Source organism: Alteriqipengyuania halimionae (assembly GCF_009827575.1).
Taxonomy (GTDB): domain Bacteria; phylum Pseudomonadota; class Alphaproteobacteria; order Sphingomonadales; family Sphingomonadaceae; genus Alteriqipengyuania_A; species Alteriqipengyuania_A halimionae.
Genome location: NZ_WTYR01000001.1, coordinates 1,383,458 through 1,410,289, shown reverse-complemented (window position 1 = coordinate 1,410,289; position 26,832 = coordinate 1,383,458). Strand labels below are relative to the sequence as shown.

The window sequence follows — 26,832 nt, the reverse complement described above, 5'->3', positions numbered from 1 at the left end:
CACGGACGAAAACTGACAGGTCAATAAGTCCTGCATCACGGCGCGCTCTGCAATTTCCAGGCTGCTTCGACCTGATTGCGGAAAATCTGCGATAGCCCACGCATCTCACACTGCGCAGCGGCGTCGAAATCGTCGTAGCTTTCGATACGGGAAAGCGACCCGTCTGCAGAACGGCGCAGCAGAGTGCGCGCGGCGGCCAGATCGCCGCCAGTGTCGAGTTCAAACGCGCCATGGAGAAACCAGACAGTCGAACGGTATGAGCTAGTGGGTTCAAATGTTCTTCGAGCGATGTCTTCGGCTCTACCGAACCACTTTCTCGCTGTGCTGCGATCCTTCCGAGCAATGGCGACCTGTGCCTTCGCAATCGCCGCCGCAAACGCAGATTGGCGCCGATTGTCAGATGCCGAAGCAGTGTCCCATGCCGCGTCAAGTTCCCTATCGGCTTCGTCCAACCGGCCCAGTCGTGTCAGTGCCGTACCGCGAGAAACCCGAATTGTAGCCATAATCGGCGTGTCGAGCCTGTCGTAGGCCTCGGCATAGCGGACGAGGGCGTCGGCTACCTCCAGGCTCGTTGCCGGGTCGTTGACGAGTTCGGCCAGTCTCGCGAAACTGATTGCGATCGCGGAATAAGCATCGAAGTTAAATTCATCGAGCTTTCTTACGATTTCGAGCGCTCGCAGGATGAGATTTTTCGCTTCGTCAATTGCGCCGGAATCGAGCAGTGCGAGCCCGAGACTGTTGTAGGCAAGCGCTGCCTGCGGCGTGTCGTCACCTACGAGGGCGCGTTTTATAGCGAGCGATTCGCGCAACGCGTCGATTGCGGCCCGGTTGTCTCCCTTGCGCAAATGCGCGGTGCCGAGAAGGTCGATTACGTTGGCCGTCAGGGGGTGTTCGCCGAAGATTGCGCGCACTTCCGAGACAAGCCGATCGAGCATCGCAATTGACTCGTCGAACTTCAATTGTTCGAGAAAAGTTTGCGCCAGCGCGGTTTCCAGTTTGAGTCGGGTCGGTACTGTGATGTCCGGATTGGCGGCCATCGCTTCTCTCAGTAGACTTTCCGCTTCGTCAATGCGACCGAGCGCGAGGAGCGCCAGCGCCTTGACGTTGATGAAGTTGATCGGCGCGAACTCGGTGCCGGCTAGCGCGATCGCCTTTTGGACAAGCTCGAGGCTAAGCTCTGCGTCACCGGTGTCGAGCCGGGCGGACGCGAGGAAAAGCATCGACGCGGCCTGGTTCGGTGAATCGCCCTCGAGCATGGCAACGGACCGTTCGAGGTAAGGGACGGATTCCATAATGCGTGATTTTTGTTGGAGGATTAAGCCTCGCGCCATCAGGGCCTGCCCGAGTTCACGCGAAGGATCGCCCATATTGGCTTCGGCAATCGCGATCGATAGATCAGAGAATTGGGCTGCGAGGCGAAGCTGGTTGAGCCCGGAATACGTCATGCTCAGCATAGTGAATTGAGTGACACAGGGGGCGAGTTTATCGGGATCGGGGCCGTCGGGGCTGTACTCGCGCCCGCATTTCTTCGCTATCGGCGCGAGAATGGCTTCGGCTTGCTCCATGTCGCCCGCATTGTAGGCTTCATAGAATTCTGCAGGCGGATGGATAACGACGTCATCAGTCGCTGCGGCGGCTTGATGCAAGGCGGCTAATTGATCGACTATCACGGCAGTACGCGAGGCATCGTCGCCATTGATCTTTCGTGAGAGATGCAGGGATTTCTCCAACACGACAGCGGCATCGTCCAACGCGCTCATTCGGATCAACGTCTTACCCTTTTCGAACAGGGCCTCGACGAGAAGGAACTCAAATCCGTCCATCCCATCGAGAGAAGCGATCAGCGGATCCAGCAATTCCAAAGCCTCGTCCGTGCGCTGTGCTGCAGCCAGCGCACCCGCGAGGCGAATGCGCGCGTCTACGGCCTGGGTAGAGTTATCGCCGACCAAGCGCGCGAAAGTGTCAACTGCGGCTCGAGCCTGTTTCACGGCCGCTTCCGCATCGTCCAGGAGGATGAGCGCGACGGTATACTGCACCTGCCATTGCGCAAGAAACAGCTCATCATCTTCGAGGGCAAGCGCTTCTCGAAGCAGCGCGACCGCTTTCGCTGCTTTGGATTTCGCAAGCTCCGCGTTCGCCATGGCGCCAAGAAACAGCGTCAGCTCGGGATCGTTATCGCCATAAAGTTCACGACCGGCCGAAAGCGCTGCGGCCAGTTCGGCGTATCCTTCATCCGGTCGGCCGAGCTCAAGCAGCGCGAGCCCGCGGGCTCGCCGCGAATAGGCTACGATGTCCGAATTCTCGCCAAAGGCGGCGACGCCCAGATTGGTGCCCGCTTCGCCGAAGTCGAGCGCTTCGTCGTACATCCCCGCCTGCTGAGAGAGCTGCGCCGCCAACATGATCAGCGACGCACACGGAGCGAGCGTCTCGATCGTCGGTTCCGCCCCCGCATCAGCCAAGCAAGCCTCGGTCTCGATCGCCGCCTGTTCGGCTGCGGCACCAACATCCCCCGCATCGATCGCCGCCTGCATGGCGGGCGAGGGTGGGACTTGCTCAGCGCTTTGCAGGGCCGGGGCCGACACGGCTGCTGCCAAGAAGAAAGCGATGCCGATCAATGGCTCAGCCACCAAGCCACGTTGACGGTATTGGTAAAGATCGGCCTGAAGAGGGATGCCTCTTTACGCGGGTCAGTGGCGATACCTGATTTGGCGCGTGCCAGGAAAATTTCCTGGGCGCGCCGATAATGCGCTCTCGCCTTAGGTAGGCTCTCGCGGGTTCGATAGCACGAGACCGATGTCCAAAAGTGCAAGTTGGCGGCCTCTGTCGACATTTCGTGGCCCTGTTTTGTAAAATAGAGAAGAGCTATCGAGTAATCGACACAGGCGCGATCGTAATCTCGGCTCCTCCAAGCGTTTCTGGCCGAGGCTTGGTAAATAGAATAGTGATAGTGTTCGTCCTTCATTCGGAGAAGGCGCAAGAATAGATCATCGTATATTTGCCTTGCGGAATCGCTATTTCCTTGTCGTTCAAGCAAGCGCGCCGTTCGCAAAACAGCCGATTGGAGATTTCGGCCATTAGTCAAGCCAATATTCTCGAGAAGCTGCACATAGAAAACAGAGAGCTTCAAACTGGATTCGATTTCGTCAACAAACTCCAAGTAGTCGCACGCGAAATCGAGAAACATGATCATATAGGCGTGACGACGCTGCCGTGGGGAGGACAGAAGCTGGTCGATCCTGGCGCCGATGCTTTCGACATCGCCGCGCCTCTCGGCATCGAGTAGATGCTGCAAGCGACTGGCGACAACGAGCAGAGCGATAGGATCTTCCCACAATCCCTCTTGCTCCAATAGGCTCATTGCTTGGCTAGAACTTTCGTCCGCCAGCGCCGGAAGGCGCAGTTCGCTTGCGACCCTTGTCATCACCAGAAGGTGGCCGAGGCAGCGGCGAGGATCTTTCAATTCCTCTTGGCAATTTTCTACCAGGGGCTTGAGCAATCTGGCAGCGGCTGCGAGCCGACCCTGGTCGAGCGCAAGCTGGATGGCCGGAGGCTGTTCGAGTGCAACCAGTTCCTCTTCCGTTGGAGGGATTAGGCCGGAGGCGTGCTCGCTAGCCCCCGGTGAATCCTCGGTCTGCGCCGCGAGTGAGCTTGGTACTACGAGGAGCGCAAACGCAACAGCCGTCGCTCGGCGATTCCAAACCACCTCACGCCCCCGGTTCGCCGACCAGGCTGAACGGCGCCCAGAACACCGGATTGACGAAGCTGCCGTCTGACGTGTTGCGAACCTGCTGCATGGCGGTTTGCAAGGCGCGGGCGCGGCTGGCGATGTCGCCGCTTTCCAATTGGCGGAAGGTCGTCTGCATCAGCAGCGAGGTCGCTTCGTCGCTCACCGCCCAGTGGCTGACCATCAGCGAGCGCGCGCCGGCGAACAGGAAGGCGCGGGCGAGACCCGAGAGGCCTTCGGCACCCGGTTCGCCGCTGCCTGCGGCGGTGTTGCAGGCGGACAGGACCACAAGGTCCGCCGCGAGGTCGAGCGTAGCGGCTTCGGAGGCGGTCAGCAGGCCGTCGTCCTGTTCCGATTTGGCGTCGGGCGCGGGCGGGGTGAAAACGAGGCCGGGTTCGGCCACGTCGCCCACTTCTGTGGCGAGCAGGCCGTGGGTCGAAAACACGATGAAGCGGGCCGAGGCGATTTCCTTGCTTGCCTTGACCGCGCTTTCGGTCGCCTCATCGCCGGTCACGATCTTGGCCGCGCTGCCGAAGGTCTTGCCCAGGCTTTCGAGCTCCAGCTTGGCGTGCGGCAGCTTGGACAGGCTGCGCAGCGCCTCGGTATCGGCGAGCTGGCCATCATAGGCATCGCCCGGATCGGTGTCGTTGTCGGTATCGCCGGGTTCGCCGCGCAGGGTCGGCGCGCCGTAGCCCGCCAGCGAAACGCCGCCGCGGGACGAGCGGGCATAGTTGTCCGATCCCGACGCCGTCGCACAGCCGGGATGGGCATCTTCCTTGCGCGCAATCAGCAGGCAGCGCAGCGCGCGCAGCGAGGAAACGGACGGCAGTTCGGCGAGCGCATAAGTGTCGATCAGCCAACCGGTGCGGCGCAGCGCATTGGGGTCGTTGTCGGCGCCTTCGGGTGATTCCGTAACAAGGAGTCCGAGCGGCAATGCGGTGAGCGCGCCGCTGACATTGGTGAGCAGCACGTCCTTGCCGCCGATCGTATCTTGCAGAGGCGCGATCAACTCGGAGTAGATCTCATAGGCCAGCTTACGGTCGAAAGGCTGGGCGGCGTAGGTCGTCAATGTGCCGGCATCGGTTTCCTGCTGGCCTCCCGAAAGATCGACCGGCGCGCCCGAGCGGGTGTCTTTCACCCCCATGCTCGAACGCAGCTTGGCTACGGCGGCGGCGAGCGCCTTCTCGTTCATCTTTTCCGACCGGATCCAGTCGGCCTTGTCCCTTGTGACGCCCCAGACATAGGACGCGTCGTCGGCCACCAACACCATCAGCAACGCTTCGTCATCATTGAGCAGCGCTTGCGCCTGCGCGACGTCGAGCGGCTTGGGGCGGGTGAGTTCGAAATATTGCGGGAATTCGGTGTTGATCCGCTCCTCGATCGCGGTGACGTCTTCGCGAATTGCACGGCGGCGCTCGGCCAGCTCGCGGCGCTGTTCTTCGCTCACCTGGTCGCCGCGCTCGATCAGCGCGGTGAACTGGCGATCGACCGCCTGCAATTCGGCGAGCTTCTCGTCCCGCTGCTGTTCGAGCAGCGCAAGCTCGCCGCCACCGGCGGAGAAGCGCGCCGTAACCTTGTCGACTGCGGCAGCGGCGGCCGAAATCTGAGCGTATTGCGCCGCGACGAAAGCTTCGGAGCGAAGCTCTGCGGGTGGAGGAACCGGCTCGATTTCGATCTCGCCGGCATCCTGAAAACCCATCACCAGCGCGGCGACAGGCAGAAGGGCGAGATGGGTAAGACGGTTCATGGCAGGAAACCTCGATCGACGTCGTGGACAGTTCCGCGCGTTCTGGCGAGAAAAAGAAGGGCGCCGCTCTTGCGAGCGGCGCCCCTTTGCGGCTTAGTTGGTCACCAGCTGGACGCCGGTGCCGATGCCGCCATGGTTGCTCAGCTTGACGCGGAACGGGCCGGTCCAAGCCGGATCGACGCGGCATTTGAGCACGACGTTGTGGCTCATGTCCTGGCAGACCAGATAGCCGTTTTCGTCGTAAACCTGCAGATCGACCGGGGTGCCCGAGTCGCGCTGGGCGGCGATGACCAGCGGCTCACCGCCACGAGCGGAGAAATCCACATTCCATGCGGTTGCACTGGGGACCCAGCGACGGAGGCCGATCGCGCCACCCACGGCACCGCGGTTTTCGGCGGCGCGGGTTTCCTCGATCATGTCGAGCAGATCGTCGTCGTCCGCGGCGAAGGTTGCTGCCTCGTCGAGCAGGGTGTCGGCGGTGACCATGGCACCGTCTTCTCCGGTGTCGGCCTTGCCCGATCCGGTGGCGACCATTTCGCCCTTGTTGTCGCTGTCGCGCAGCGACACGCCTTTCAGGATACGCGCGGCGACGAGCATCGCCTGGCCATCTTCATTGGCGCGGGCGTATTCCGCGAGGCGATAGCCCAGCGCGGCCTTTTCGACCATCTTGCCGCTGTCGGTGAGTTCGAGCTCGGTTTCCGACTTGTTGGTGCCGGACTTATCCTGCGCCACGACGGGCGCGCTCGCGAGCACGGAAGCGCCAAGCAGCGCGGCCATCACTTTGGTGTTAACGATCTTCATTCAACTTCCTCCTCAAAATCCCGGTCGCGATCTTAAAAGTCCCGCTTCCGCTATTCGGCTGATCGGGTTGATCAGGCAGATTTGAATATGCCCACCCAGCCGGAACAAAGACACTGACAATTTATGATAGGATTCCCAAGTCCGTTAACTTTTTCATCCATTTGCTATTGGCTGATCGGAATCTGGATCATATTGTTACCGCGCGCGACGAAGAGCGTGGCAGCACCCGCGACACTGCGCAGGGCATTGGCCAGTTCTGCTGCATTGGCAACGCGTTGGCCGTTTACGCCGATCACCAGATCGCCCTCGGCGAGGCCCGATGCCTCGGCCCGAGATCCGGCCTGCACGCTGGCGACAAGCGCGCCGGTGACCTGTTCGGGGAACGGATCGCCTGCATTGCGATCGCGGAAGGTTGCGCCGAGTGCTGCGAGCGAGCCGCCAGCGCCCGGCCTGCCGTTGCCCGGCTGGGTGCCTTGCGACGGCGCTTCGGCCACCTCGACGCGCCGCGGCTCGGCGACGCGCAGACTGATGCGACGGGTCTGACCGCCGCGCCGCACGCCCAGAGATACCTGGGTGCCGGGTGCTGCGACCCCGATGACCGCAGTCAGATTGCCCGGCGTATTGATCTGACGACCATTCGCCTCGACGATCACGTCGCCCTGCTGCAAGCCGGCTTCGGCGGCGGGGCTGCCGCTTTCGACCGCTTCGATCCTCGCCCCGCGATTGCTCCCGCCCGATCGCGCGTCGATCGGGGCGATGCTGACGCCGATCCGACCGCGGCGAACCTCGCCATATTCGCGGATCTGCGCGATCACGGCGAGCGCCATATTGATCGGGACGGCAAAGGCGATCCCGGCATTGTCGCCGCCGCGCGAATAGATCGCGGTGTTGATTCCGATCATCCGCCCACGCGAATCGATCAGCGCGCCGCCGCTATTGCCCGGGTTCACCGCCGCATCGGTCTGGATGAAATCCTCGATCCCGTCGCCGATACCGCTGCGCCCGGTACCCGAGATGATCCCCATGGTCAGCGTCTGGTCGATCCCGAACGGATAGCCGATGGCGAAGGCGAGGTCGCCCGATCGCAGCAGCGAACTGTCGGCCAGTTCGATCGCGCGCAGATTGTCGGGCGCGATGGTGAGCAGGGCGACGTCGGTCTGGGGATCGCGGCCTACAACCGTCGCGTCGAAGATTCGACCGTCGGCCAGCTCGACGCGCACCGAGGTCGCGTTCTCGACCACATGGTTGTTGGTGATGATCTCTCCGCGCGCGGCATCGATGATGACGCCCGAACCGTTGCCCGAAGCCTTGGGCTGCGCATCTGGCCCTTCGTTCGGGTCGCGGCCCATGGTCAGCACCTTGACCACCGAGCGCGAGACTTCGGCTAGGTCCTTGGCATAGGAATAGACCCCGCGTTCCTGGTCGTAGGGTATCGGCACGGCGGTTTGCGCGGCGACCGTCGTCGACAGGATCGGAGCCGAAAGCGCGAGCGCGGACACACCGCTCGCAAGCGTGAGGATATGGCGAACAGTCAATTCAGTCTCCCATCGGTGTCTTCGGTGTTCAAAGCCCCGCTCGCGGCGGGAAGGTCTATCTCGAGGCGGAAGCCGCGTGCGTGATTGGAGGCGCGCACGTCGCCGCCCGATCGCAGCGCGACCGTCTTGACCAGAGCGAGGCCGAGGCCGTGGCCGCTCGCCATGCCGAGCGCGTCGGAAAAGCCGGGTTCGAAGATGCGACGGATCGTGTCTTCGGGCACGAGCGGTCCGTCGTTCTCGACCGCGACCCGCACCATCGCCCCGCGATCGACGACCGAGCAGCGGATGGTCGAGCCCGGATCGGCGAATTTGATAGCGTTGGAGAGCACGTTCTCGAGGGCGCGGTCGAGCAGGTCGCCCACGGCCGGCGTGCTGGCGCGGGCCAGGTCGCAATCGAAAGACAGTTCCTTCTCGTCGGCGAGATAGGTGAACATGTCGTCGATCAGCGTGCGCAGGCGCTCGTCGACGCGAACCACGGTGCGGCTGCGCGGGCTGACTTCGGCGTCAATGATGCCGAGCAGGGTGCGGCAGCGCTTGTCGACCAGCGCAAGCCGCGCATCGGCGGCAGCCAATCGCTCCTCGTGCTCAACCTCGCTCTCGATCGCTTCGAGATGCTTGCGCGCGACCATCACCGGGCCACGCAGATCGTGCGCAACGTGGCGGTGCAGGCGGCCGAGCCCCGCGATCATGTCGGCCGACCGGCGCAATAGCGCGTTGAGATGACGCGCGAGGAGCTGGAATTCGGGCCGCGGATCGTCCTCGTCGGCGCGCTCGGCAAAGCCGTTCGCATCGGCCCGGTCGAGCAAGGCGTTGAAACGATCGAGCCGCGCCCGCCAGCTGCGCGCCAGATAGAGTGCCAGCCCGATCGAGAGCAGCAGGAAAGCAAGCGCGATGGTGGCCGCGAGGGCATAGGCGGAGCGCACCAGCGAGGGGTCACGCACGACCGTCCGCCCGACCAGCAATTCGCCGCCACCGGGAAGCGAGCGAACCACCGCCACCGCTTCGCCGCCATCGGCCTGGCAAACGGTGCCGGCGGGAAGGCCGATCCGGCCGGATCGGAGCGCAGCCGCACTCGGCCACGCGATCCCTTCGGTGCCGATCGTTTCGCCCGCGGCATCGCGCCGGAGTACGATCGCGCGTTGGCGTTCGCCGCTGTCGCAAAGCCCGCCATCGGTAGCGTCGAGCGCGCGGATGCGGACCAGCGTTTCGGCCTCGGCGGCGCGTTCCTCGTCGGACAGATCTGGTGGCAGGCTGTCGAGCTTGCTCTGGAGCAGGGCTGCGTCGGCTTCGGCGCGGACCAGCGCGGTTTCGCGTGCGCTTTGCGAGACGAGCTGGAGCAAGCCGAACGTGAGCGCAGCCAGCGCCAGCGCGGCGAGGGCCGCGACGACGAGCCAGGTGCGCAGTGGCAGCCAGGCATGGAGGGCGCCTTTCTCACGTCTTCGCGCCATCGCCATCCAAGTCTGCCGCTGCATCGTCGGGCATGCTGGCGAGATTGCGCAAGGCGAAGCCCTGTGCCCAGATATTCATCACCAGCGGGTGATAGGCGTCGGGGATCGCAGTGCATTGCTTCTTCAGGCTGCGCCGCAAGCGCTTGATCGCCTGGTCGACCGTGTTGGCGAATTCCTCGGGCATGTGGCTCCAGCCCTTGCCGATCCAGCAGCGGTCCCACAGCATCGACTGGCTGAGCGGATTGCCCTGCTCGCGATAAAGCTCGATCAAAAGGTCGGTTTCGCGCGTGGTGAGGTTGATCGGCTCGCCATGGATGCTGACCACACGCGCCTGCTCGTCGATCGCGATCGGCGCGATCGACCATTCATCCCTGGGTTTCGGCTTTACGCGCCCGCGCAATTGGGCGGCGACGCGGGCAACCAGTTCCTCGGCGCTGGCGGGCTTGGGAATGTAATCGTCGGCCCCACGTGCCAGCAGGCCGTGAATGCGCTGGTCCTCCCCGCCGAGCAGCGAATAGACCAGCACGGGGGTATCGGGCAGAGTCCGGAGGTCGGTGCCGTCGCGGATCCGGTCGAGCACTTCGAGCCCTTCCATACCCGGATTGATGCGGTCGAGCACCACCACGTCGTAGGCGTTCGCCGCCAGCTTCTCGACCGCGTCCTCTCCGGTGATGACCAGATCGACTTGGGCGAAGCCGGCGCTGTGCAGCGTCTGGCGGATTTCCTCGCCGATCTCGTCCTCGAGCACGAGTGCACGGGCGCCTTCGAACAGTTTGCCGGTGCGCAGGGCGACTTCGCGATCGAGCGTGGCTGCCTTCATGGCGGCGGCGTTTTTCGGGGCGCTGCTCATAGCGGGCCCTGCGGAAAGCGCTTCTGATCTCCGGGGCGGCGGCTCTCGGCAGCGCTCGCGCTGAGCGGCAGGGCGACATGGAATGTGCCCATACCCTCGCGCTGCACGCGCAATACCACGACGTCTCCCATCATTCCCCCCACTTCGGCTGTGAACGAGCCGACTTCCCCTGCAGGTTTTCCGTTGATTGCCAGAATTCTATCCCCTTCGTAAAGGCCGTAGAGTTGGGCGGTGGATCCTTCCTCGACCGAGGCCACCACGATCGCGCCGTCCCGCTTGTCGAAACGCAGCCCGAATGCGCGGTCTTTGCCTGAATCTTCAGTCGGATAGAGCGAGAGCGTGGCCACCCGACCCACTTCGCCCGTGGTGGGGTCGTCGAGCCCGAGCGTGATTTCCTGCGTCACCTCGCGCCCGTCGCGGAAGACGGTGAGGGTGCGGGTTTCTCCCGGTCGCGAATCGAGCAGGGCGAGCGAGAGGTCGCGGGCCAGCAGCAACGGCTGGTCGTCCAGTTCCAGGATCACATCGCCCGGTTCGAGACCGGCTTTTGCTGCCGCTCCGTCGGGAAGCACTTCGTCGATTAGCAGACCTTTGCGATCGCCGGCTCCCAGCGCCGCCGCGATCTGCGAGTCCGCGCTCGACACCTTTACGCCCAGCGCGCCGCGCCGGATCGTGCCTTGGGCCACCAACTCCGGCACCAGCTTCGCGACGAGTTCTACCGGGATGGCCAGGCCGATCCCCATATCGAACAGCGTTTCGGGCGGGGTGGCGGTGTTGACGCCCAGCACGCGGCCCCGTTCGTCGATCAGCGGGCCCCCGCTATTGCCGGGATTGAGCGCGGCATCGTGTTGCAGGAACGGCACCGGCCACACTGCATCGTAGGCGCGGTCGTATCCGCCGACGATCCCCGAGGTGACCGAAAAGCGCTTGCCCATCGGGTTGCCCAGCGCGAACACCTTCGTGCCGAGGCCAGCCTTCGATGTCGGGGCGAGCTTGAGCGGCACCAGCGCCGCCTCGGGCTCGATCCGGATCACCGCGAGGTCGGTGCGCGGATCGCGACCGATCACGGTGCCGTCATAGACCATGCCTTCGCGAAAGGTGACACGCACTGCATCGCCCTTGGCGCGCGGTACGACATGGGTGTTGGTGACGATGATGCCCGACGAATGCGCGACGAAACCGCTGCCGTCGGGATCGTCTTCCTCCGCGCCGTAGGAAATGGTGACGACGGAACGCATGGCGATCTCGATCGGAGTGGGTTCGCGTGCTTCTTCTGCCTCGTCCATCGCGGCGGCGGCGCTGGCAGGCATCGGTGCGGCAATCGTAAGGAGCATGGCAAGACCCCCGTGCAAGCAGTTGAATTTCATGAATTGAGCCCTCGTTTCTTCTTGAGCCCCTTGTGACCCGGCGCGCCGCCCCGGTCGATGTACAAATTCTGTCAGGATTGGCGCGACTTGCACCGCACGACGCTTTGCGTAGAACCGCCCCAAGGGAATTTGAACGGGGCAAGAATGGCGGAAGCGACCGCGAATACCGAGGCAAAGCCGGGGACGAGCTTCTTCAAGCTTTTCATCGAGGTTTTCTCGATCGTCGCCGCGCTGCTGCTGTTTGCCTCGGCCTATATCCAGTACCGGTTGTTTGCCGCGCTCGACATTCCGTTCTTCCTTGTCGCGAGCTCCGAAGACATCCTGCTCGGCGGCTTTTCGATCCTTGCGACCACGCTCGACCAGTTCCTGCGGCTCAGCTTCTGGCTGGCGCTGCCAGCGCATTTGATCCTTCTGGGCGGCATCCTCGCTGCAGCCTGGGCAATCTGCGAGTTGTGCGGCTGGACGCGCTGGTGGCGGCGGATGGCGGTGGTCGCGTTGTTGACGGCCCTGCTGCTGGCGGCGCGATCGTGGCTTGCGGGATCGTTCGCCTTGCAGGGCGACGCCGGTGCGTTCGAGAATTTCGTCCGCGCGGGCCTCGGCCCGGTCGATGCCAACGGTCCGCTCGGACTGTGGAGTTACGTCGTGCGGCTGGTCACGTGGACGGCGATCATCGCGATCCCGGTCGCCTTCTCGTTATGGCTGGTGAAGCGGCGGCGCGGATCGGCCCCGCACTGGCGCGAAGGCGTGCGGTTCGCCCGCAATCTGCGAAGCGTCTGGCTGGTGGCGCTGTTCCTCGTCGTAGCGGCCGGATCAATCCCGCGTGCGATCTATCAGAGCTTTTCCTGGGGCAAGGGCAAGGTGACCGAAGCGACCCCCGCGGCGGTCAACGACAGCTGCGAGGGCGGGGATGTCTTTGTCGTCTGGTCGGGCGCCAAATCCGAAGTTATGCGCTGCTTCAACGCGGAAGGCGAACGCGATTTCGTGGTCCTGCGCGGCGAACATACGGTGGTCGAGATGGAGCGCCAGAATGTGCGCGGCGACACGCTGACCCCGATCGAACCATAAAAAAGGCCGGCCAACTTTACGAGCGTGGTTAACGCAGTTCTTACGAATAGCCGTTTAGATATCCCCCTGCCGACGGAGGGTCGGTCCTTTGGGGGGTATCAATGGCGGTCACTCATGTCGTTCTGTCCGATTTGCATCTGGGAGCCAGGGAAAGCCTGCTGACGCATGTCGACCATCGTGATGAGGTCGCGCGCGATCCGTCCGATGTGATGTGCCGGTTGGGCGAGGCCTTGCGCGAAACCGTGGCGCCGATGGCCGATGGCGCACCGGTGCGGCTGGTGCTGATGGGCGATGCGCTCGATCTTGGCCTCACGCCTTTCGGCACGGTCAGCCACGCGTTTCTCCATTTCGTCGATGCGCTGTGGCCCGATGGCGCACGGCAGGTTTTCGATACGGACATTCTCTGCATTCCCGGCAATCACGATCATCATTTGTGGCGGATGGCGCAGGATCGCGCGTTCGTCGATGCGATCGCGCAGGCCAATGAGGACGGCATTCCCTCCGACATTCCCCATGTCTCGCGCGCGACCGGTAGCCCGGACTATCGCTGCGAACTGATGGAAGCGATCCTGACGAAGCGCGCGCATATGCACGGCGCGCGGGTGCGGATCGCCTATCCCAATTATGCCGTCGCCAACGACGATGCGAGCCGTGCGGTGGTGCTCCATCACGGGCATTACATCGATGCCATGTACCGCACGCTGTCGCGGCTGCGGGCGTGGATCTCTGGCTCCGATCCCAAGGGCGAGACGATCGCCCAGATCGAGGCCGAAAACGGCGCCTGGGTCGATTTCCTGTGGTCCAATCTGGGCTCGTGCGGGGAATGGGGATCGGACGCCGATACGCTGTACGAGACCATGCTCGATGCCGGCGCGAGCCACGACTTCGCCGAAGCGCTCGCGATGCGCGTGTGCGGCGATCTGGGCGCGAAGATGGGCGTGCGCGGAGATACCGAAATCAAATACGGCGTCACCGTCGAACAGGCGATCCGCGGGATTGTAGATTTGACGGCCGGCCGCGCCGCGCAATCGCAGCGTGACGGTTATCGCCATGTCCTTTCGGGCGATGAAGTCGACGATCTGGGCTGGTACATGTCCGGCCCGGTGGCGAAACAGCTAGAAGCCGAGCTCGGCCGCGTGCCAGACAATTGCTCGCTGATCTTCGGCCACACGCACAAGCCGTTTCAGGACCAGATCGGTGCGGACGGGTTTGCAAAGCCGCTCGGCGTCTACAACACCGGGGGCTGGGTGCTCGATCAGCCGACGCTGATGGCGACGCAAGGCGGCGCGGCGATGCTCGTCGACGACCGATTGGGCGTCGCTTCGCTGCGGCTGTTCAACGATTGCGTCGGCGGGCGGATGCGCGAAGTCCACGCCGCCGGCTGCGGCATGCGCACGCGCGAGGATGCGGCGCTGGTCACCGCGCTGCAATCGCAGGTCGAGGCGCACCGCCCGGCCTGGGACGCGTTCTCCGCCGCCACCAAGGCGCGGATCCTGCAAGGCAGCGCGCAGACGGTGGAGCGGTTCGGCGATCGCGACCACTGCGCCATCCGGGAGGCTGTCCAATGAACGCGCTCACCCAGTTCCCGCGCGCCGAACGCCTCTCGCTGCCGATCGGCCGGGCGAAGGATTCCTACGAGATCGTGGTGATCGGATCGGGCTATGGCGCTGGCGTCGCCGCATCGCGGCTGGCGCGGGCGGGCCGCGAGGTCTGCATGCTCGAACGCGGGCGCGAAATCCGTCCCGGCGAATATCCCGAAAAGCTCGCCCAGGCACAGGACGCTATGCAGGCGAACACCGCGCGCGGTCGCTTGGGCGATCCGCATGCGATGTTCGAGATGCACGTCAACGAGGATATGTGGGCGCTGGTCGGTTGCGGGCTCGGCGGGACCTCGCTGATCAACGCCAACGTCTCGCTCGAGATCGAACCGCGCCTGTTCGAGGCCGAACATTGGCCGCAGGTGTTCCGCGACAAGCCGTTGCTGCTCGCGCCTTTTTATGACCGCGCACGCGATATGCTGGGCGTCAATCCCTATCCCGACGAACGGCCCGAGCCGAACAAGCTCGCCGCGCTGCGCGAGGCTGCGGAGAAGCTCCAGCAGACGCAGTATCGCACCCCGATCAACGTCAATTTCGAAGACAAGACCAACCGTTTCGGCGTGCCGCAACCGGCCTGCAACGATTGCGGCAACTGCGTTTCCGGCTGCAATGTCGGGGCGAAGAACACGGTGCTGATGAATTACCTGCCCGATGCCGCGAACCACGGCGCGCAGATCTTCACCGAGGCGCGCGTCGAATGGATCGAGCGCGTGGATAATGCCGGGAGCGAGGGCTGGAAAGTCCACCTCGAAGGTGGTCGCAGCATTTCGGCGCAACATGTTGTTCTAGGGGCGGGAACGCTCGGCTCGACCGAGATCCTGCTGCGCTCGAAGGCGAAGGGGCTCTCGCTTTCCGATCATTTGGGTCGGGGCTTTTCCGGGAATGGCGACGTCCTCGGCTATTCCTACGACAGCTATTGGAAACCATCGAAGGACGACGACGGCAACGTCACCAGCGAGCCGCTGAACGCGATCGGCCGCCCCAGCGACCAGGTGCCCGAAGAGGGCGCACCCGGGCCCTGCATCACCGGCATCATCGACATGCGCAATTCCGCCGATGTCGGGCGCGGGCTGGTGGTGGAGGAAGGCGTGGTGCCTTCGATCATCGCGCCGCTGCTCGGCCCGGCCTTCTTCTTCTGCGAAGCCAATGGCGGCAATTTCGCGCGCTTCGGCATGGACGAGATCAAGCCGCGCCTGATGGATGCAAAGGACATGGGGCTCTCGTTTCAGTCCGATCCCGGCGCGATCGGCGAATGGGCTTACAAGGGCCCGGTGTCGCGCCTGCAGACCTTCCTCGTCATGAGCGTCGAGGATAGCCGCGGCACGCTTGCGATCGAGAACGACCGGCTGGCGATCGACTGGCCCAGGATCGGCGTGGATCCGGCCATCGTTCAGGACAACTCCGTGCTCGAACAGGTCGCGGGCGCGATGTCCGGGCAGTTCTTCCCCAACCCGCTATGGACCGATGCGATCGGCAAGAAGCTCGTCACCGTCCATCCGGTGGGTGGCTGCGGAATGGGCGACGACGCGTCGCACGGCGTGATCGACCACGCCTGCCGCGTTTTCTCGGGCGAGGGCGAGGCCGTCCATCGCGGGCTGTATGTGTGCGACGGCGCGGCGATGTCCGGCCCGGTCGGCGTCAATCCGCTGCTGACGATCTCGGCGGTGGCCGAACGCGCGGTCGAGCTGATGGCGGCGCGCGAGGGGTGGGAGATCGACTGGAGCCTCGACGAAGAGGGCCCGCTGCCCGCGATCGAGGCGGAGGCTCCGACGCCCGAAACCGAGAAGCCGCAGCCGCAGCATTTCGAGCTGGTCAAACAGCGTATCGAACACATGGTCGATGCCAGCGTTCTCGCGCAGATCGCCCACGCGGTGGCGGGAATCGAACATGCCGCGTCGCAAGGCGCGCTCGACGAGGCCAAGCGCGCGGTCAAGAAGCTCGTGATCCAGCATCCCGAGCTGATGAGCCCGCAATTCGGCTTTACCGAGCGCATGTCCGGCTTCGTCAGCGCCGAGGGGCTGGGCAACCCCTGCGCCCCGCATGAGCGCATTTCCGACGACTTCGCTGCCGCCCGTGCCTGGGGTGCCAGCGAGGGGACCGCCTGCGCGTTCGAACTGACCGTGCATACCGACGATCTCAACGCGCTGGTCTCGCGCCCCGAACACCAGGGCGTGCTGACCGGCGAGGTCACCTGCGATCTCGTCTCACCGCATCCGATGACGGTACGCGAGGGGCGCTTCAACCTGCTGACGATCGATCCCGATCATCCCGAACGCTGGCTGATGAGCTATGTCATGGTGCTCGACCGCGCAGGTGCAGGCCCGGTCCATTTCCACGGCTTCAAGACCTTGCAGCAACGCAAGGGCTCCAATCCGTGGACCGATCTTACCACGCTGTTCGTCACGATCACCGACGGCGCGGACGGCAACGGGCCTGTGCTTGCCAAGGGCATGCTCGATCTCAACCTCACCGATCTGATGTGGCAGGCGAAAAGCTTCGACCTGCCGTGCCGGGACAATCTCGTGGGCCATCTGATCGAGCGTGTGCCCGCGGCAAAGACCGCGATAGCCGAGTATTTCCTCGCCAAGTTCGCGGCCCTGTTCGGCCTGTCGAGCTTCCAGGCCTATGGCGGCATGCTCGCCACTCTCAACGATTTTCCCGGCAAGCAGGCGGAAAGTCTGCCGCATCGCCCGCTCGATGCGCCCGAGCCCGAGCGGCACGTGACCCGGACCGGCGACGGCTGGAATGTGGGTCTCACCCGCTATCGCGGCGGGGTGAAGGGGCCGGTGATCCTGGCGCCGGGCTTCTCGGTCAAGGCATCGAGCTTTGCCACCGATACGGTGCCGCGAAACCTCGTCGAAGAGCTGTGCGCTGCCAATTACGACGTCTGGCTGTTCGATTACCGCGCCAGCGCCGATAGCGGCAATCCGGTCGACCCGCCGCAAGCCTTCACCATCGACGACATTGCCCGCCACGATTGGCCCGCCGCAGTCGATTTCGTGCGGCGCAAGACAGGCGCGCACGACGTGCAGGCAATGGCACATTGCGTGGGTTCGATGAGCCTGCTGATGGCGCTTGCGGGAGGATATGTCTCGAACATCCGCTCGGTCGTCAGCTCGCAGCTCACGCTCCATCCGGTGACCGACTGGATGAACTATCTGAAGGCCGATATCGGCACCGCCAGCCTGATGGGGCAGGTTGCGCAACTGGGCGGCCATATCGGCTTCGCGCCCAAGGGGACCGACCTCGATTACGAGATCGATGCGGTCGCCTATAACCTGCCGGTGCCAGAGGGGCAGGAATGCAAGAACCCGGCCTGCCGCCGCGTGTTCGGCATTTTCGGCCCGAGCTACGATCACGCGCAACTGGGCCACGACACCCACGTCGCGATCGCCGACATGTTCAGCGACATCTCGCTCAAGCCGTTCGATCAGCTATCGGCGATCATGCATGAAGGCCGGGCAGTCGATGCCGAGGGGCACGAGGCCTATCTGGGCGAGGAAAACGCGCTGCGCCTCGCGCTGCCGATCACGTTCCTGTCGGGCGCGAACAATCAGATCTTCTACCCCGAAAGCGCCCAACGCACCCGCGCCTGGCTGGCGTCGCACAACGATCCGTCGCTCTACGACCAGATCGTGATCCCCGGCTATGCGCACATGGACCTCTTCATCGGTCGCCACGCCGCCCGCGACGTCGCACCGACGATCGTGGAACAGCTCGATCGGTTCAATTGAGGGGGGTAAAAGGGTGGATTTTTTCGCCGGAACTCTCTCCGAAGTGAAGAACGTAAACTCACTAAGCTTTACTCGGCAGTTGCATGATATGCAGGCAATCGCCGATGCTCAAGGTTTGAGATTTGATCTTTATGTCCGGAAAGATGCAGAGTACCTTAGCGGTCAGTTGCTCAAAGCGGAAAAGACCAGCAATTTTAATTAAGTTCCTTGGGATTTCTGATGTGATCACTCTGAAGGAACTAGAAGAAATTGCGGCAAACTCTCCTGGCATGAGTATGCGAGAATGGGATGAACTCCGTAAAAGTTGTCCCGAATGGGTGGCACGCAAGGAGCAGAGTGATCGGGAAGTGGAGGAGAGGGCCGCGAGATCACTAGAGGTAGCACAACCTATGCTCATCGATCTGCGCGAGGCTGGTTATAATGTTGATAATATATCATATTTTGTGAGCACGCATGAACGCTATCTCGAGGCTGTCCCGGTGCTGGCAAAGCACCTCCAGCGTGACTATCCTTATAATATCCGCGAGGGCATCATTCGCGCCCTGACGGTGCCCGAGGCACGCGGCGCACCGGCGCGGGCTATGCTGGAACAGTTCCGTCATTCCGGCAACGAGCGCGACCATGTGCGCTGGGCGATGGTCAACGCGCTCGGCGTGATTGCTGACGCAGGCATGGTCGAGGAGATGGAAGCCCTGCTCGCTGACGAGCGCGACGAAGCGGTTGCGCGCAAATTGAATGTGGCGATTGTCAAGGCGAGGAAGCGCAAACCGATCGAGTGATTTCCTACGCCCTCCCAATCTAGTATCATGCTTGCCGCTCTTTCCCACCGTCTGCCCCACCAGAACGCAACGCCGCAGGCGTTTCCGCTTATTCGCGCACTACAATACGATTTTGGCGTAAACTTCGTGTCACCTTCCAGCGCTCGCCTCCACCCGATCGCCCGATCACGTGGTCGAAACTCTCCTGTGACTTTGGCCAAATCGGAAGGTTACACCCGTTTTGGCAAAAGTGCAGCGATCTCAAAAGCCTAACCCCGAATAGACTTTCGCAAAACCCCCACTTAGGTGGTCCACGCGACCCGTCCCGCACAACCCGCTTCAGCTCACTCGCGTCGAGGAAGTGCCGGCTCGCATTTCGCTTGCTTCGTTCGAAGTCCTGAAGCCGGCGGAGGGAGATCGAAAGGCTGCTTGATTATGACTAATATCGCTGCCGAAAAATTCGCCCGCTTGCGATCCTATCTCGAGGTGGATCCTGCGAACGCAGTGCTTGCAGCAGACTGCGCGCAGGCTGGGCTTGATGCCGCCCGATATCACGAGGTGATCGGACTGGTCGATCGGTTCGAGCATGGTGCGGTCGGTACGCCTGCATTGATCAACTTGGCTGGTATAGCGGCGCTTTACCTAGGCAACGCGCAAGAGGCACTGGATCGCTTTAACACCTTGTCGGGATCATCCGCAGACCACAATCTGCGTTTCAACCTCGCATGGGCGCATGCGCTCGCCGGCCAGTGGGAAGAGGCGACCGCGCTGATCGACGACCAAATGCGCAAAACCTTTCCGCAAGCAGCAATGCTTGAGTTGCGCATCGCGCACCAACTCGGCCGTTTCGACGAAGCGAAAGCGTTGATGGAAGAACGGCTGGGCGCCGACATCGATTACGGACCGCTCAATGCAGTGATGTCGGTCCTTGGGATGGATTTAAACAATCCCGACTTGGCGCGGGCACTAGCCGCCAAAGGCGGCGATCATCCAGATGCGCTCGTAACGAAGGCCATGTTCGACATCGCGGATGGGGAAGCGGACGAGGCGCGCAGGAAGCTTGAAAAAGTTCTTACGGAGACACGCGGGTCTCAGCCGCGAGCCGAGATTGCCTACGGGCTAGTCGATCTGATGACGGGTAATGCTGCTTCGGCTGGTCTACGGCTCGACCGTGGAGCGCAGCAATTCGGTACGCACTTGGGCGCATGGCTTGCAGCTGGCTGGGCCTATCTGATTGACGGGCAGCGTCGCGTGGCGCGCGAGCGGTTCGAACATGCCCTGACGATCGATGATACTTTTGCCGAGGCGCATGGCTCCATGGCGGTTCTTCTAGCGATGGATGGTCGAGAGAGCGAAGCGAGTAAGGCGGCGGAGATTGCTTGTCGCCTCGATCCTCAATCGCCCACCGCGAACTTCGCGCAGCAAATCATTCGCGATACACAGCTTTCCTAAAAAGCGATTCACAATCCGACTTAGCTAGCGTCGCATCGATATAGTCTGCCCCCCTAATCCGATGGAACGCTTAGCATATGCGAGAGCACGTCGTCCGGGCTCGCTATGACGGGTTGCGACCCGTCGGTCGCCCCGGCCTATCAAGGCAACCCATTCCGCAGACCGGAACATGTCGGCGAATGTTGGGAGTGGTGCCCAGGGGCGGAGTCGAACCACCGACACGACGATTTTCAGTCGTCTGCTCTACCACTGAGCTACCCGGGCATTCCGTCCTTCGGTGATGTGTCACCGCGTTCGGAAGGCGCGCCTATGGCTTGGACGGCGCGCTTTGGCAAGGGGTCAATCGTCGCTTTCTTCATGTGCGATGGTGGCGGGGTCCACCGGCTGGCCCGGAACGGCGTAGCTATCGGTCAGCCACGCGCCCAAATCGCGGTCGCGGCAGCGCTTCGAACAGAACGGCGCAAACTCTTCCGAGCGCGGTTTCTTGCAGATCGGGCAGGGGCGGGCGCGGGGCCGCGAGGGCGCTTGGGTGGACGTGCTCATAACGGCACCGCCTGCGCGAATCCGCCTTCGATCGCAACCGCCGGATCGCTCTGCCAACGGATTTCGCGGCCCGTGCGGCGCGCAAGTTCGGCCTGCCATTCCTCGCGCAGCAGCGGGGCGAGGGCGGGATGTGCGGTCAGCAGCAGCGCGCCGGGTTCGCGAACCCGCTCGGCCCGGCGCAGCAGCGCGCAAATCGCGGCCCGCGTTTGGCGGAACTGCGCGCGGTGGAGAATCGAGGGCCCGCTCATCCGCGCAACGATCTGGACGAAGCCGAAGCCGTTCATCCCGGTCCGCTCGTGCGGATAATCGCCCAGCGCCTCTTCCAGCGCCGCGTCGATGGCCTTGCGGTCGGCCTTGGCCTGGAGGGTGGGAAAATCGATCCCGATTGATCCCGCGAGGTCAAAACGATGCAGCGCATCGGCCAGCGGGCGAATCGCCGCCAGCGCCAATTCGCGCGGCGGCAGCGTGCCGTCGATATCGACCAGCGTCATGGCCGGGGTGGGACTGAACAACAGGCTGCCGCCCTCGAAAGCGATCTCGCCGCCAAAGGCCTCCTGCATCAATTCGTCCCACTCGCTGCGGGGAAATGCGCGAACCTCGCGGACGGCGTGGCCCTCGTCGCGCAGGCGATCGGCGACGCGCCACGCGCGAACAGGTTCGTTGGTGGTGATGCCTTGGGCGGGTTTGCGCCGCCCGCGTTCGTTCACGGGAGCGCGGGTGATCTCGACCGTTATGGCGGCGCCTTCGCTGGCTGCGGGCGAGACCCGCTGGAGCAGGATCTCCTCGCCATCCTCAGTTTCGGCCACGCCGCGACCGGCCCCGCTCTTGCGCAGCAGCCTGGCAGGTACGCGTGCGCCCGCGCTCAGTTTCTCATGCCAGTCGAGCTTGGCGGCGACGATGCGATCATCCTCGATCCGCGCGAGCCGGGTCTCCCCGATCCCGTATTCGGCGAGCCATTCAACCAAGGGCGAAGCCTGCTGTTCTCAGCAGCGACCGCGTTTCGAACAGCGGGAGGCCCATCACGCCCGAATGGCTGCCGCGAATCCACTGGATCAGCCCTTCGGCGGCGCCCTGGATGGCATAGCCGCCGGCCTTGCTTTCCCAGTCCCCGCTTTCGATGTAGTCCGCCATTTCCTGCGGGGTGAGCGGTTTGAACCGCACCACGGTTTCGTTAAGCTTGTGACGCAAGGTCCCGTCGGGCCAGCGCAGCGCGACCGAGGACAGCACGAGGTGCCGCCGCCCGGACAGCGCCTGGAGACAGGCTTGTGCGGTCTCCACGTCTTCTGCCTTGGGCAGGATGCGGCGGCCCATCGAGACGACGGTGTCGCCTGCGAGCACGAAAGCGTCGCCACGCGCGGCGGCTTGCGCCTTTCCGCGTGCCATACGGATGGCATAGGCTTTGGGCCGCTCGCCATCGGCCGGGGTCTCGTCGATATCGGCAGCGGCGATTTCGGTCGGCTCGATCCCAAGCCGCGCGAGCAATTCGCGCCGCCGCGGGCTGGCCGAGGCGAGGACGAGCTTTGGATCGCTCATCCGTTACCCGGTCTTATTGCGGGCCGGGGCCGCCGCGACCCGGCATGAAGCGGTAGGTGATCCGCCCTTTGGTGAGGTCGTACGGGGTCAGCTCGCACAGGACTTCGTCGCCCACCAGCACGCGGATGCGATTCTTGCGCATCTTGCCCGCAGTGTGACCGAGAATTTCGTGTCCGTTCTCGAGTTCGACCCGAAACATGGCGTTGGGAAGTAGTTCGACGACTTTCCCACGCATTTCGAGGAGTTCTTCTTTCGCCATTAATGGCTCGTTCCGATGAGGTTCTGCATGGCCGCGCGGCATAAACGCCGACGGACCAAAAGGAAAGGGCGTAAGCGCTGAGACAATCTGCGACTTGCGTCTTCGACACTCCGCCACGAACCGGTGGCGGGTGGGGGCACAATAATAATCACGGTCGTCAGGGGGCGATCGACCTTTCGATGGGATCTCAATTTTGCGCGCTCTTCATACTCTCCCGCTCATCGCCCTCATGTTGTCGCCTGCCGTGGTTCATGCGCAGGAAGCCTCAGGGCAGGATCCAACCCAGCAGGATAGCCAGGCCGACGACGCCGATGCCGAAATCGATGCTGCCGGAGAGCAGATCGACAACGAATGCCGCGAGGATCTCAATTGCGTGGTCATCAGCGGCGCGCGCTTGCTGGGCCAGGTCGATGCCGCGCAGGAACCGATCCAGACCCTCGATGAAGCCGATATCGCCGCCTATGGGGCCGGTTCGATCGCCGAACTGGTTCAGCAATTGGGCCCGGCGGTCAATTCGGGCGGCGGGCGTGGCGGCGGACCGCCTGCGATCCTCCTGAACGGCGTACGCATTTCCGGCTTTCGCGAGCTGCGCAATTTCCCGCCGGAAGCGATCGAACGGACCGAAATCCTGCCGGAAGAAACGGCCGTCCGATACGGGTTCGCGCCCAACCAGCGCGTGATCAATTTCATCCTCAAGAAGAACTTCACCGCTAAGACGGTCGAGATCGAAGGCGGTGGGTCGTTCCGTGGCGGTTCGGGCAAGGGCGAGATCGAAGCCAGCGCGCTCAATATCTCGGGCAGCACGCGGATCAGCTTGGCCGCCGAGGCCGAATCGCAGAGCCGCCTCACCGAGGCCGAACGCGATCTCGATCTCGATACTGCGGCACAAGGGCGCCTTGCGACCGATCCCGATCCGTCCGAATTCCGCACGCTGATTCCCGAGAGCGACGAGATTTCCCTCAATGGCACCGTTGCCGTGCCGATCGGGGAAGCCGGCAAGGATGGCGCGCTGACGGTGAATGGCACACTCACGCGCAATTCGAGCCGCTCGCTGAGCGGGCTTGAAAGTGTCACGCTCACGGACTCTCTGGGCAATACGCAAGTCCGCACGCTTGACGATCCGCTTGAGCGTCAGAGTCGCACCGCGACCGCGCAGCTTGGCGCATCCTACGCCGGTGCGATCGATGACTGGCAATTGAGTGTGACCGCCGACGGTACGCATGCGCACAGCATCAGCCGGATCGACCGGCGGCGTGATTTGTCGCTGCTGCAGTCCCAGGCCTTGGCCGGCACACTGGCGCTCGACGCCGATCTTCCGGCGCTGCCTTACGCCGGGTTCGATTTCTCCGACAGCACGACCAACCGTTTCGACAGCGATGCTACACTGACGGGCCGACCTCTTTTGTTGCCGGGCGGTGACCTGCTGGTGACACTCAACACCGGCGCGACGTTCAACAGCATCCGCTCGAGCGATACGCGCAGCGGGACCGGCGAGACTTTCCTCGATCGATCGCGTTATGCCGGCAAGGTCACGCTGGGCGTGCCGATCACCAGCGTGAACGAGGATTTCGGGGCGTTTCTCGGCGATCTGACGCTCGACCTGACCGGCGGCGTCGACGATGTCTCGGATTTCGGGACGCTTTATGGATGGTCGGGCTCGCTCAACTGGCGCCCGCTTGATCGCGTCGGGTTCACCGCGACCTATCAATATGCCGAAGCCGCGCCCTCGCTCTCCCAGCTGGGCGCTCCGATCACCGAGAGTTTCAACGTTCCGGTGTTCGATTTTACCCGCGGCGAAACCGCGCTCGTCACCACCATCAGCGGTGGCAACCCGAACCTGCTGCGCGAGACCCAGCGCGATTGGAAGTTTGCCTTCAATTACGAATTGCCGTTCGTGGAGAACGGCCGCTTCCAGGTCGAATACTTCACCAACCGCTCGGCCGATGTGGCGGCGAGCCTGCCGACCATCACGCCCGAAATCGAGGCTGCTTTCCCCGACCGGATCGAACGTGATGCGGCTGGCCAACTGACGCGCATCGATTATCGCCCGATCACCTTCGATCAGCGCAAGTCGCGCTCGTTGCGTTTCTCGCTGAACCTCTCCGGTCCGTTCGGCGCAGCCTATGCCGAGGGTGAAGGTCCGCAGGCGCAGGGTGCAGGCGGCGGTGGTGGACGTCGGGCAGGCGGTGGCGGCGGTGAGGGCGGCTCCAGCGCGCGGATGACGCCCGAGCGGATGCAGGAACTGCGTGACCAGCTCTGTTCTGACGATCCGGACAAATTCTATGCCAACCTGAAAGCACTGGCGAACAGCGAAAATCCGCCATTCCCGGCGCAGATGATCACCCAGCTGAAGGGGGCGGATGGCGAGCTCGACCCGCAGAAGGTCGAGTTCGTGCGCCGCCAGTTTTGCCGGGCGGGCGACGGTGCCGGCGAGCAGGGCGGTGCCTCGGCTCCCGATCGCGAGCGCCTGATGGCCTTGCGCAAGGAGCTCTGCGCGCTCGAACCGGCCGAGTTCCTCCAGCGGCTCAGGGACGAAGTCGTTCGCACCGAGAACGCCGGTGGTGACGATGTTGCGGCGGACGAAGGCGACAGACCGCTATTGCCGCCATTCCTGCTCGAGCGGCTCAAGGACGAGAATGGCGAGATCGACGCCGAGCGCGCCGAACAACTTCGACAGCGTATATGCGCAGCTGGCCCGGGCAGCGAGGGTGGCCAGCAGGCCGAAGGTGGCCAAGGCAGCCAGCAGCGCGCGCGCGGCGGTGGACGTCGACGCGGGGGCGGTGGCTTCGGTGGCGGCGACGGTCGCGGCCGGTTCTTTGCCAATGCCGACGCGACGCTGCGCCTGCAGGACGAAATCTCGATCTCGCCGGTCGGCCCGGTTCTCGATCTGCTCGACGGTGATTCGCTCGGCGGTGGCGGCAGCCCCGAATTCGAAGTCCGTGCTTATGGCGGGATCTTCTATCGCGGTTTCGGCTCGTTCTTTTCGGCCAATTACGGCGGGCCAAGCCGGATCGATGGCGCGGGCCTGCCCGGCAGCACCGACCTGTTCTACGGCGATCTGTTCACGCTCAATGCGCGACTGTTCGTCGATTTCGACCAGCGGCAGGGCATCGTCGATGCGGTGCCGTTCCTCGAAGGATCGCGGGTCTCGATATCGGTGGCGAACATTTTCGACACGCGGCGCACCGTGGTCGACCAGAACGGCGATGTGCCCGATGCCTTCAACCCCGATCTGATCGATCCCTATGGGCGCTCGTTCCAGATCAGTTTCCGCAAGGCCTTTTAAAGCGCGTCTCCGGCGGCAACGCCGGAGGCCCAAGCCCACTGGAAATTGTAGCCACCGAGCCAGCCGGTCACATCGACCGCTTCGCCGATGACATGGAGGCCGGGCACGCGCTTGGCCTCCATCGTTTTCGAAGACAATTCGGTGGTGGAAATGCCGCCGATCGTGACTTCGGCCTTGGCGAAGCCTTCGGTGCCGTTGGGATGAAATGTCCAGCGTTTGAGGCGTTCCTGCGCAGCGCGCAGCAGTTTGTCCGGGGCGTTTCCGAGTTCGGTCGGCAGGCCGATGCGTTCGTCGAGAATGTCGGCGAGCCGATCGGGAAGATGGTCGCGCAGGATCGATCGCAAGGTGGCGCGTGGCGTGTCGCGCTTGGCATCGATCAGCCAGTCGCCCGAAACGTCCGGCAGGAAGTCGATTGCGACCGCATCGCCCGGTTTCCAGTAGGACGAGACTTGCAGGATCGCCGGTCCGGAAAGCCCGCGATGGGTGAACAGCGCGGCTTCGGGAAACGTGCCCTTGCCAGCGCTGGCCACGACCGGTGTGGCGACGCCCGAGATCTCGCGGAACAGGACTTCATCGCCGCCCAGCGTCAGCGGGACGAGCGCGGGGCGCGGTTCGACGACTTTCAGCCCGAATTGCCGGGCCAGATCATAGGCAAACCCGCTCGCGCCCATCTTGGGGATCGACGGGCCGCCGGTGGCGATTACCAGCGCATCGGCCCTGTAGGTGCCGCCCTGCGTCGTGACGGTGAAGCCGCCGTCCTGTGTGACGCTGGCGACCTCTTCGCCGCAGCGGACGGTAACATCGCGTTTGGCGCATTCGTCGAGCAGCATGGCGACGATCTGCTTGGCCGACCCATCGCAGAACAGCTGGCCCAGCGTCTTTTCGTGCCAGGCGATGTCGTACCGTTCGACCAGCGTAAGGAAGTCGCGCGAGGTGTACCGCGCCAGCGCCGATTTGGCGAAGTGCGGATTGGCCGAGAGATAATTCGCCGGTCCCGTCCCGAGATTGGTGAAGTTGCAGCGCCCTCCGCCCGAGATCAGGATTTTCTTGCCGGGTTTGTCGGCCTTTTCGAGCACGAGGACACGCTTGCCGCGCTGGCCGGCGCGCGCGGCGCACATCAGCCCGGCAGCCCCTG

The 26,832-nt window shown here is 63.6% G+C and carries 20 protein-coding genes and 1 tRNA gene; 7 read left to right on the top strand and 14 right to left on the bottom strand.

All coding sequences use genetic code 11. From position 1 onward, the window contains the following. Positions 1–35: 35 nt before the first annotated feature. The 8 genes from GRI68_RS06820 to GRI68_RS06785 form a co-directional block, all read right to left on the bottom strand. Positions 36–2,615: a tetratricopeptide repeat protein gene (locus GRI68_RS06820; RefSeq protein ID WP_160616554.1), complete on the bottom strand. Its 2,580-nt coding sequence runs from the start codon at positions 2,613–2,615 to the stop codon at positions 36–38. Further along, positions 2,612–3,496: a hypothetical protein gene (locus GRI68_RS06815; protein WP_160616553.1), complete on the bottom strand. Its 885-nt coding sequence runs from the start codon at positions 3,494–3,496 to the stop codon at positions 2,612–2,614. Before GRI68_RS06815 ends, GRI68_RS06820 begins: the two co-directional genes overlap by 4 nt. A gap of 208 nt (positions 3,497–3,704) precedes the next feature. Next, positions 3,705–5,471, bottom strand: coding sequence for a CHAT domain-containing protein (locus GRI68_RS06810; RefSeq protein ID WP_160616552.1), 1,767 nt, complete (start codon positions 5,469–5,471; stop codon positions 3,705–3,707). A gap of 93 nt (positions 5,472–5,564) precedes the next feature. Continuing rightward, positions 5,565–6,272, bottom strand: a complete 708-nt coding sequence (locus GRI68_RS06805) for a hypothetical protein (protein WP_160616551.1) — start codon at positions 6,270–6,272, stop codon at positions 5,565–5,567. Between the two features lie 164 nt (positions 6,273–6,436). Next, positions 6,437–7,807 carry a trypsin-like peptidase domain-containing protein gene (locus GRI68_RS06800; protein ID WP_160616550.1) on the bottom strand — a complete coding sequence of 457 codons (1,371 nt, stop codon included), beginning with the start codon at positions 7,805–7,807 and terminating at the stop codon, positions 6,437–6,439. Further along, positions 7,804–9,279: a sensor histidine kinase gene (locus GRI68_RS06795; protein ID WP_160616549.1), complete on the bottom strand. Its 1,476-nt coding sequence runs from the start codon at positions 9,277–9,279 to the stop codon at positions 7,804–7,806. The genes GRI68_RS06800 and GRI68_RS06795 overlap by 4 nt, the downstream gene beginning before the upstream one ends. Beyond that, the gene (locus tag GRI68_RS06790) at positions 9,239–10,105 is read right to left on the bottom strand and encodes a response regulator transcription factor (protein WP_160616548.1); all 867 of its coding nucleotides are present in this window, start codon (positions 10,103–10,105) and stop codon (positions 9,239–9,241) included. The genes GRI68_RS06795 and GRI68_RS06790 overlap by 41 nt, the downstream gene beginning before the upstream one ends. Then, the gene (locus GRI68_RS06785; protein WP_160616547.1) at positions 10,102–11,436 is read right to left on the bottom strand and encodes a trypsin-like peptidase domain-containing protein; all 1,335 of its coding nucleotides are present in this window, start codon (positions 11,434–11,436) and stop codon (positions 10,102–10,104) included. The genes GRI68_RS06790 and GRI68_RS06785 overlap by 4 nt, the downstream gene beginning before the upstream one ends. A gap of 177 nt (positions 11,437–11,613) precedes the next feature. On the opposite strand from GRI68_RS06785, the gene GRI68_RS06780 reads away from it, so the two are divergent. The 6 genes from GRI68_RS06780 to GRI68_RS06755 all read left to right on the top strand — a co-directional run bounded on the left by GRI68_RS06780 (position 11,614) and on the right by GRI68_RS06755 (position 20,076). Then, the gene (locus GRI68_RS06780) at positions 11,614–12,534 is read left to right on the top strand and encodes a hypothetical protein (RefSeq protein WP_160616546.1); all 921 of its coding nucleotides are present in this window, start codon (positions 11,614–11,616) and stop codon (positions 12,532–12,534) included. A gap of 101 nt (positions 12,535–12,635) precedes the next feature. Continuing rightward, positions 12,636–14,102: a metallophosphoesterase family protein gene (locus GRI68_RS06775; protein ID WP_160616545.1), complete on the top strand. Its 1,467-nt coding sequence runs from the start codon at positions 12,636–12,638 to the stop codon at positions 14,100–14,102. After that, complete coding sequence (locus GRI68_RS06770) at positions 14,099–17,866, top strand: alpha/beta fold hydrolase (protein WP_160616544.1); 3,768 nt, start codon at positions 14,099–14,101, stop codon at positions 17,864–17,866. The genes GRI68_RS06775 and GRI68_RS06770 overlap by 4 nt, the downstream gene beginning before the upstream one ends. Continuing rightward, a complete protein-coding gene (locus GRI68_RS14015; protein ID WP_407643336.1) occupies positions 17,781–18,068 on the top strand; it encodes a putative toxin in 288 nt (95 codons plus the stop codon). The genes GRI68_RS06770 and GRI68_RS14015 overlap by 86 nt, the downstream gene beginning before the upstream one ends. Next, on the top strand, positions 17,998–18,645 hold the full coding sequence (locus tag GRI68_RS06760) for a HEAT repeat domain-containing protein (RefSeq protein ID WP_199799883.1): 648 nt from the start codon (positions 17,998–18,000) through the stop codon (positions 18,643–18,645). The genes GRI68_RS14015 and GRI68_RS06760 overlap by 71 nt, the downstream gene beginning before the upstream one ends. Before the next feature lie 414 nt (positions 18,646–19,059). Further along, entirely contained in the window at positions 19,060–20,076 is a 1,017-nt protein-coding gene (locus GRI68_RS06755; RefSeq protein WP_160616541.1) for a tetratricopeptide repeat protein, read from the top strand. A gap of 189 nt (positions 20,077–20,265) precedes the next feature. Here the strand turns inward: GRI68_RS06755 and GRI68_RS06750 are convergent. The 5 genes from GRI68_RS06750 to infA form a co-directional block, all read right to left on the bottom strand. Continuing rightward, positions 20,266–20,340 (bottom strand) — tRNA-Phe (locus GRI68_RS06750). Between the two features lie 75 nt (positions 20,341–20,415). Then, a complete protein-coding gene (locus GRI68_RS06745) occupies positions 20,416–20,619 on the bottom strand; it encodes a DNA gyrase inhibitor YacG (RefSeq protein ID WP_160616540.1) in 204 nt (67 codons plus the stop codon). Beyond that, positions 20,616–21,584 carry a ribonuclease gene (locus GRI68_RS06740; protein WP_160616539.1) on the bottom strand — a complete coding sequence of 323 codons (969 nt, stop codon included), beginning with the start codon at positions 21,582–21,584 and terminating at the stop codon, positions 20,616–20,618. The genes GRI68_RS06745 and GRI68_RS06740 overlap by 4 nt, the downstream gene beginning before the upstream one ends. After that, on the bottom strand, positions 21,577–22,152 hold the full coding sequence (locus tag GRI68_RS06735; RefSeq protein WP_160616538.1) for a Maf family protein: 576 nt from the start codon (positions 22,150–22,152) through the stop codon (positions 21,577–21,579). The genes GRI68_RS06740 and GRI68_RS06735 overlap by 8 nt, the downstream gene beginning before the upstream one ends. A 13-nt stretch (positions 22,153–22,165) precedes the next feature. Further along, positions 22,166–22,411 (bottom strand): translation initiation factor IF-1, encoded by a 246-nt coding sequence (gene infA, locus GRI68_RS06730; protein ID WP_160616537.1) that lies wholly within the window; start codon positions 22,409–22,411, stop codon positions 22,166–22,168. A gap of 229 nt (positions 22,412–22,640) precedes the next feature. Here infA and GRI68_RS06725 point away from each other — a divergent pair, with 229 nt between their 5' ends. Continuing rightward, on the top strand, positions 22,641–25,697 hold the full coding sequence (locus GRI68_RS06725; protein ID WP_160616536.1) for a TonB-dependent receptor plug domain-containing protein: 3,057 nt from the start codon (positions 22,641–22,643) through the stop codon (positions 25,695–25,697). Here GRI68_RS06725 and GRI68_RS06720 read toward each other — a convergent pair. Continuing rightward, on the bottom strand, positions 25,694–26,815 hold the full coding sequence (locus GRI68_RS06720; protein ID WP_199799820.1) for a BaiN/RdsA family NAD(P)/FAD-dependent oxidoreductase: 1,122 nt from the start codon (positions 26,813–26,815) through the stop codon (positions 25,694–25,696). The two genes, GRI68_RS06725 and GRI68_RS06720, sit on opposite strands and share 4 nt — an antisense overlap. Positions 26,816–26,832 lie beyond the last annotated feature (17 nt).

Coding starts and splice junctions, on each gene's coding strand:
- GRI68_RS06810 (WP_160616552.1), bottom strand. CDS start 5,471: ATGAACCGTCTTACCCATCTCGCCCTTCTGCCTGTCGCCGCGCTGGTG.
- GRI68_RS06805 (WP_160616551.1), bottom strand. CDS start 6,272: ATGAAGATCGTTAACACCAAAGTGATGGCCGCGCTGCTTGGCGCTTCC.
- GRI68_RS06795 (WP_160616549.1), bottom strand. CDS start 9,279: ATGCAGCGGCAGACTTGGATGGCGATGGCGCGAAGACGTGAGAAAGGC.
- GRI68_RS06790 (WP_160616548.1), bottom strand. CDS start 10,105: ATGAGCAGCGCCCCGAAAAACGCCGCCGCCATGAAGGCAGCCACGCTC.
- GRI68_RS06785 (WP_160616547.1), bottom strand. CDS start 11,436: ATGCTCCTTACGATTGCCGCACCGATGCCTGCCAGCGCCGCCGCCGCG.
- GRI68_RS06780 (WP_160616546.1), top strand. CDS start 11,614: ATGGCGGAAGCGACCGCGAATACCGAGGCAAAGCCGGGGACGAGCTTC.
- GRI68_RS06775 (WP_160616545.1), top strand. CDS start 12,636: ATGGCGGTCACTCATGTCGTTCTGTCCGATTTGCATCTGGGAGCCAGG.
- GRI68_RS06770 (WP_160616544.1), top strand. CDS start 14,099: ATGAACGCGCTCACCCAGTTCCCGCGCGCCGAACGCCTCTCGCTGCCG.
- GRI68_RS14015 (WP_407643336.1), top strand. CDS start 17,781: ATGCGCACATGGACCTCTTCATCGGTCGCCACGCCGCCCGCGACGTCG.
- GRI68_RS06760 (WP_199799883.1), top strand. CDS start 17,998: ATGTCCGGAAAGATGCAGAGTACCTTAGCGGTCAGTTGCTCAAAGCGG.
- GRI68_RS06755 (WP_160616541.1), top strand. CDS start 19,060: ATGACTAATATCGCTGCCGAAAAATTCGCCCGCTTGCGATCCTATCTC.
- GRI68_RS06745 (WP_160616540.1), bottom strand. CDS start 20,619: ATGAGCACGTCCACCCAAGCGCCCTCGCGGCCCCGCGCCCGCCCCTGC.
- GRI68_RS06735 (WP_160616538.1), bottom strand. CDS start 22,152: ATGAGCGATCCAAAGCTCGTCCTCGCCTCGGCCAGCCCGCGGCGGCGC.
- infA (WP_160616537.1), bottom strand. CDS start 22,411: ATGGCGAAAGAAGAACTCCTCGAAATGCGTGGGAAAGTCGTCGAACTA.
- GRI68_RS06725 (WP_160616536.1), top strand. CDS start 22,641: ATGTTGTCGCCTGCCGTGGTTCATGCGCAGGAAGCCTCAGGGCAGGAT.
- GRI68_RS06720 (WP_199799820.1), bottom strand. CDS start 26,815: ATGTGCGCCGCGCGCGCCGGCCAGCGCGGCAAGCGTGTCCTCGTGCTC.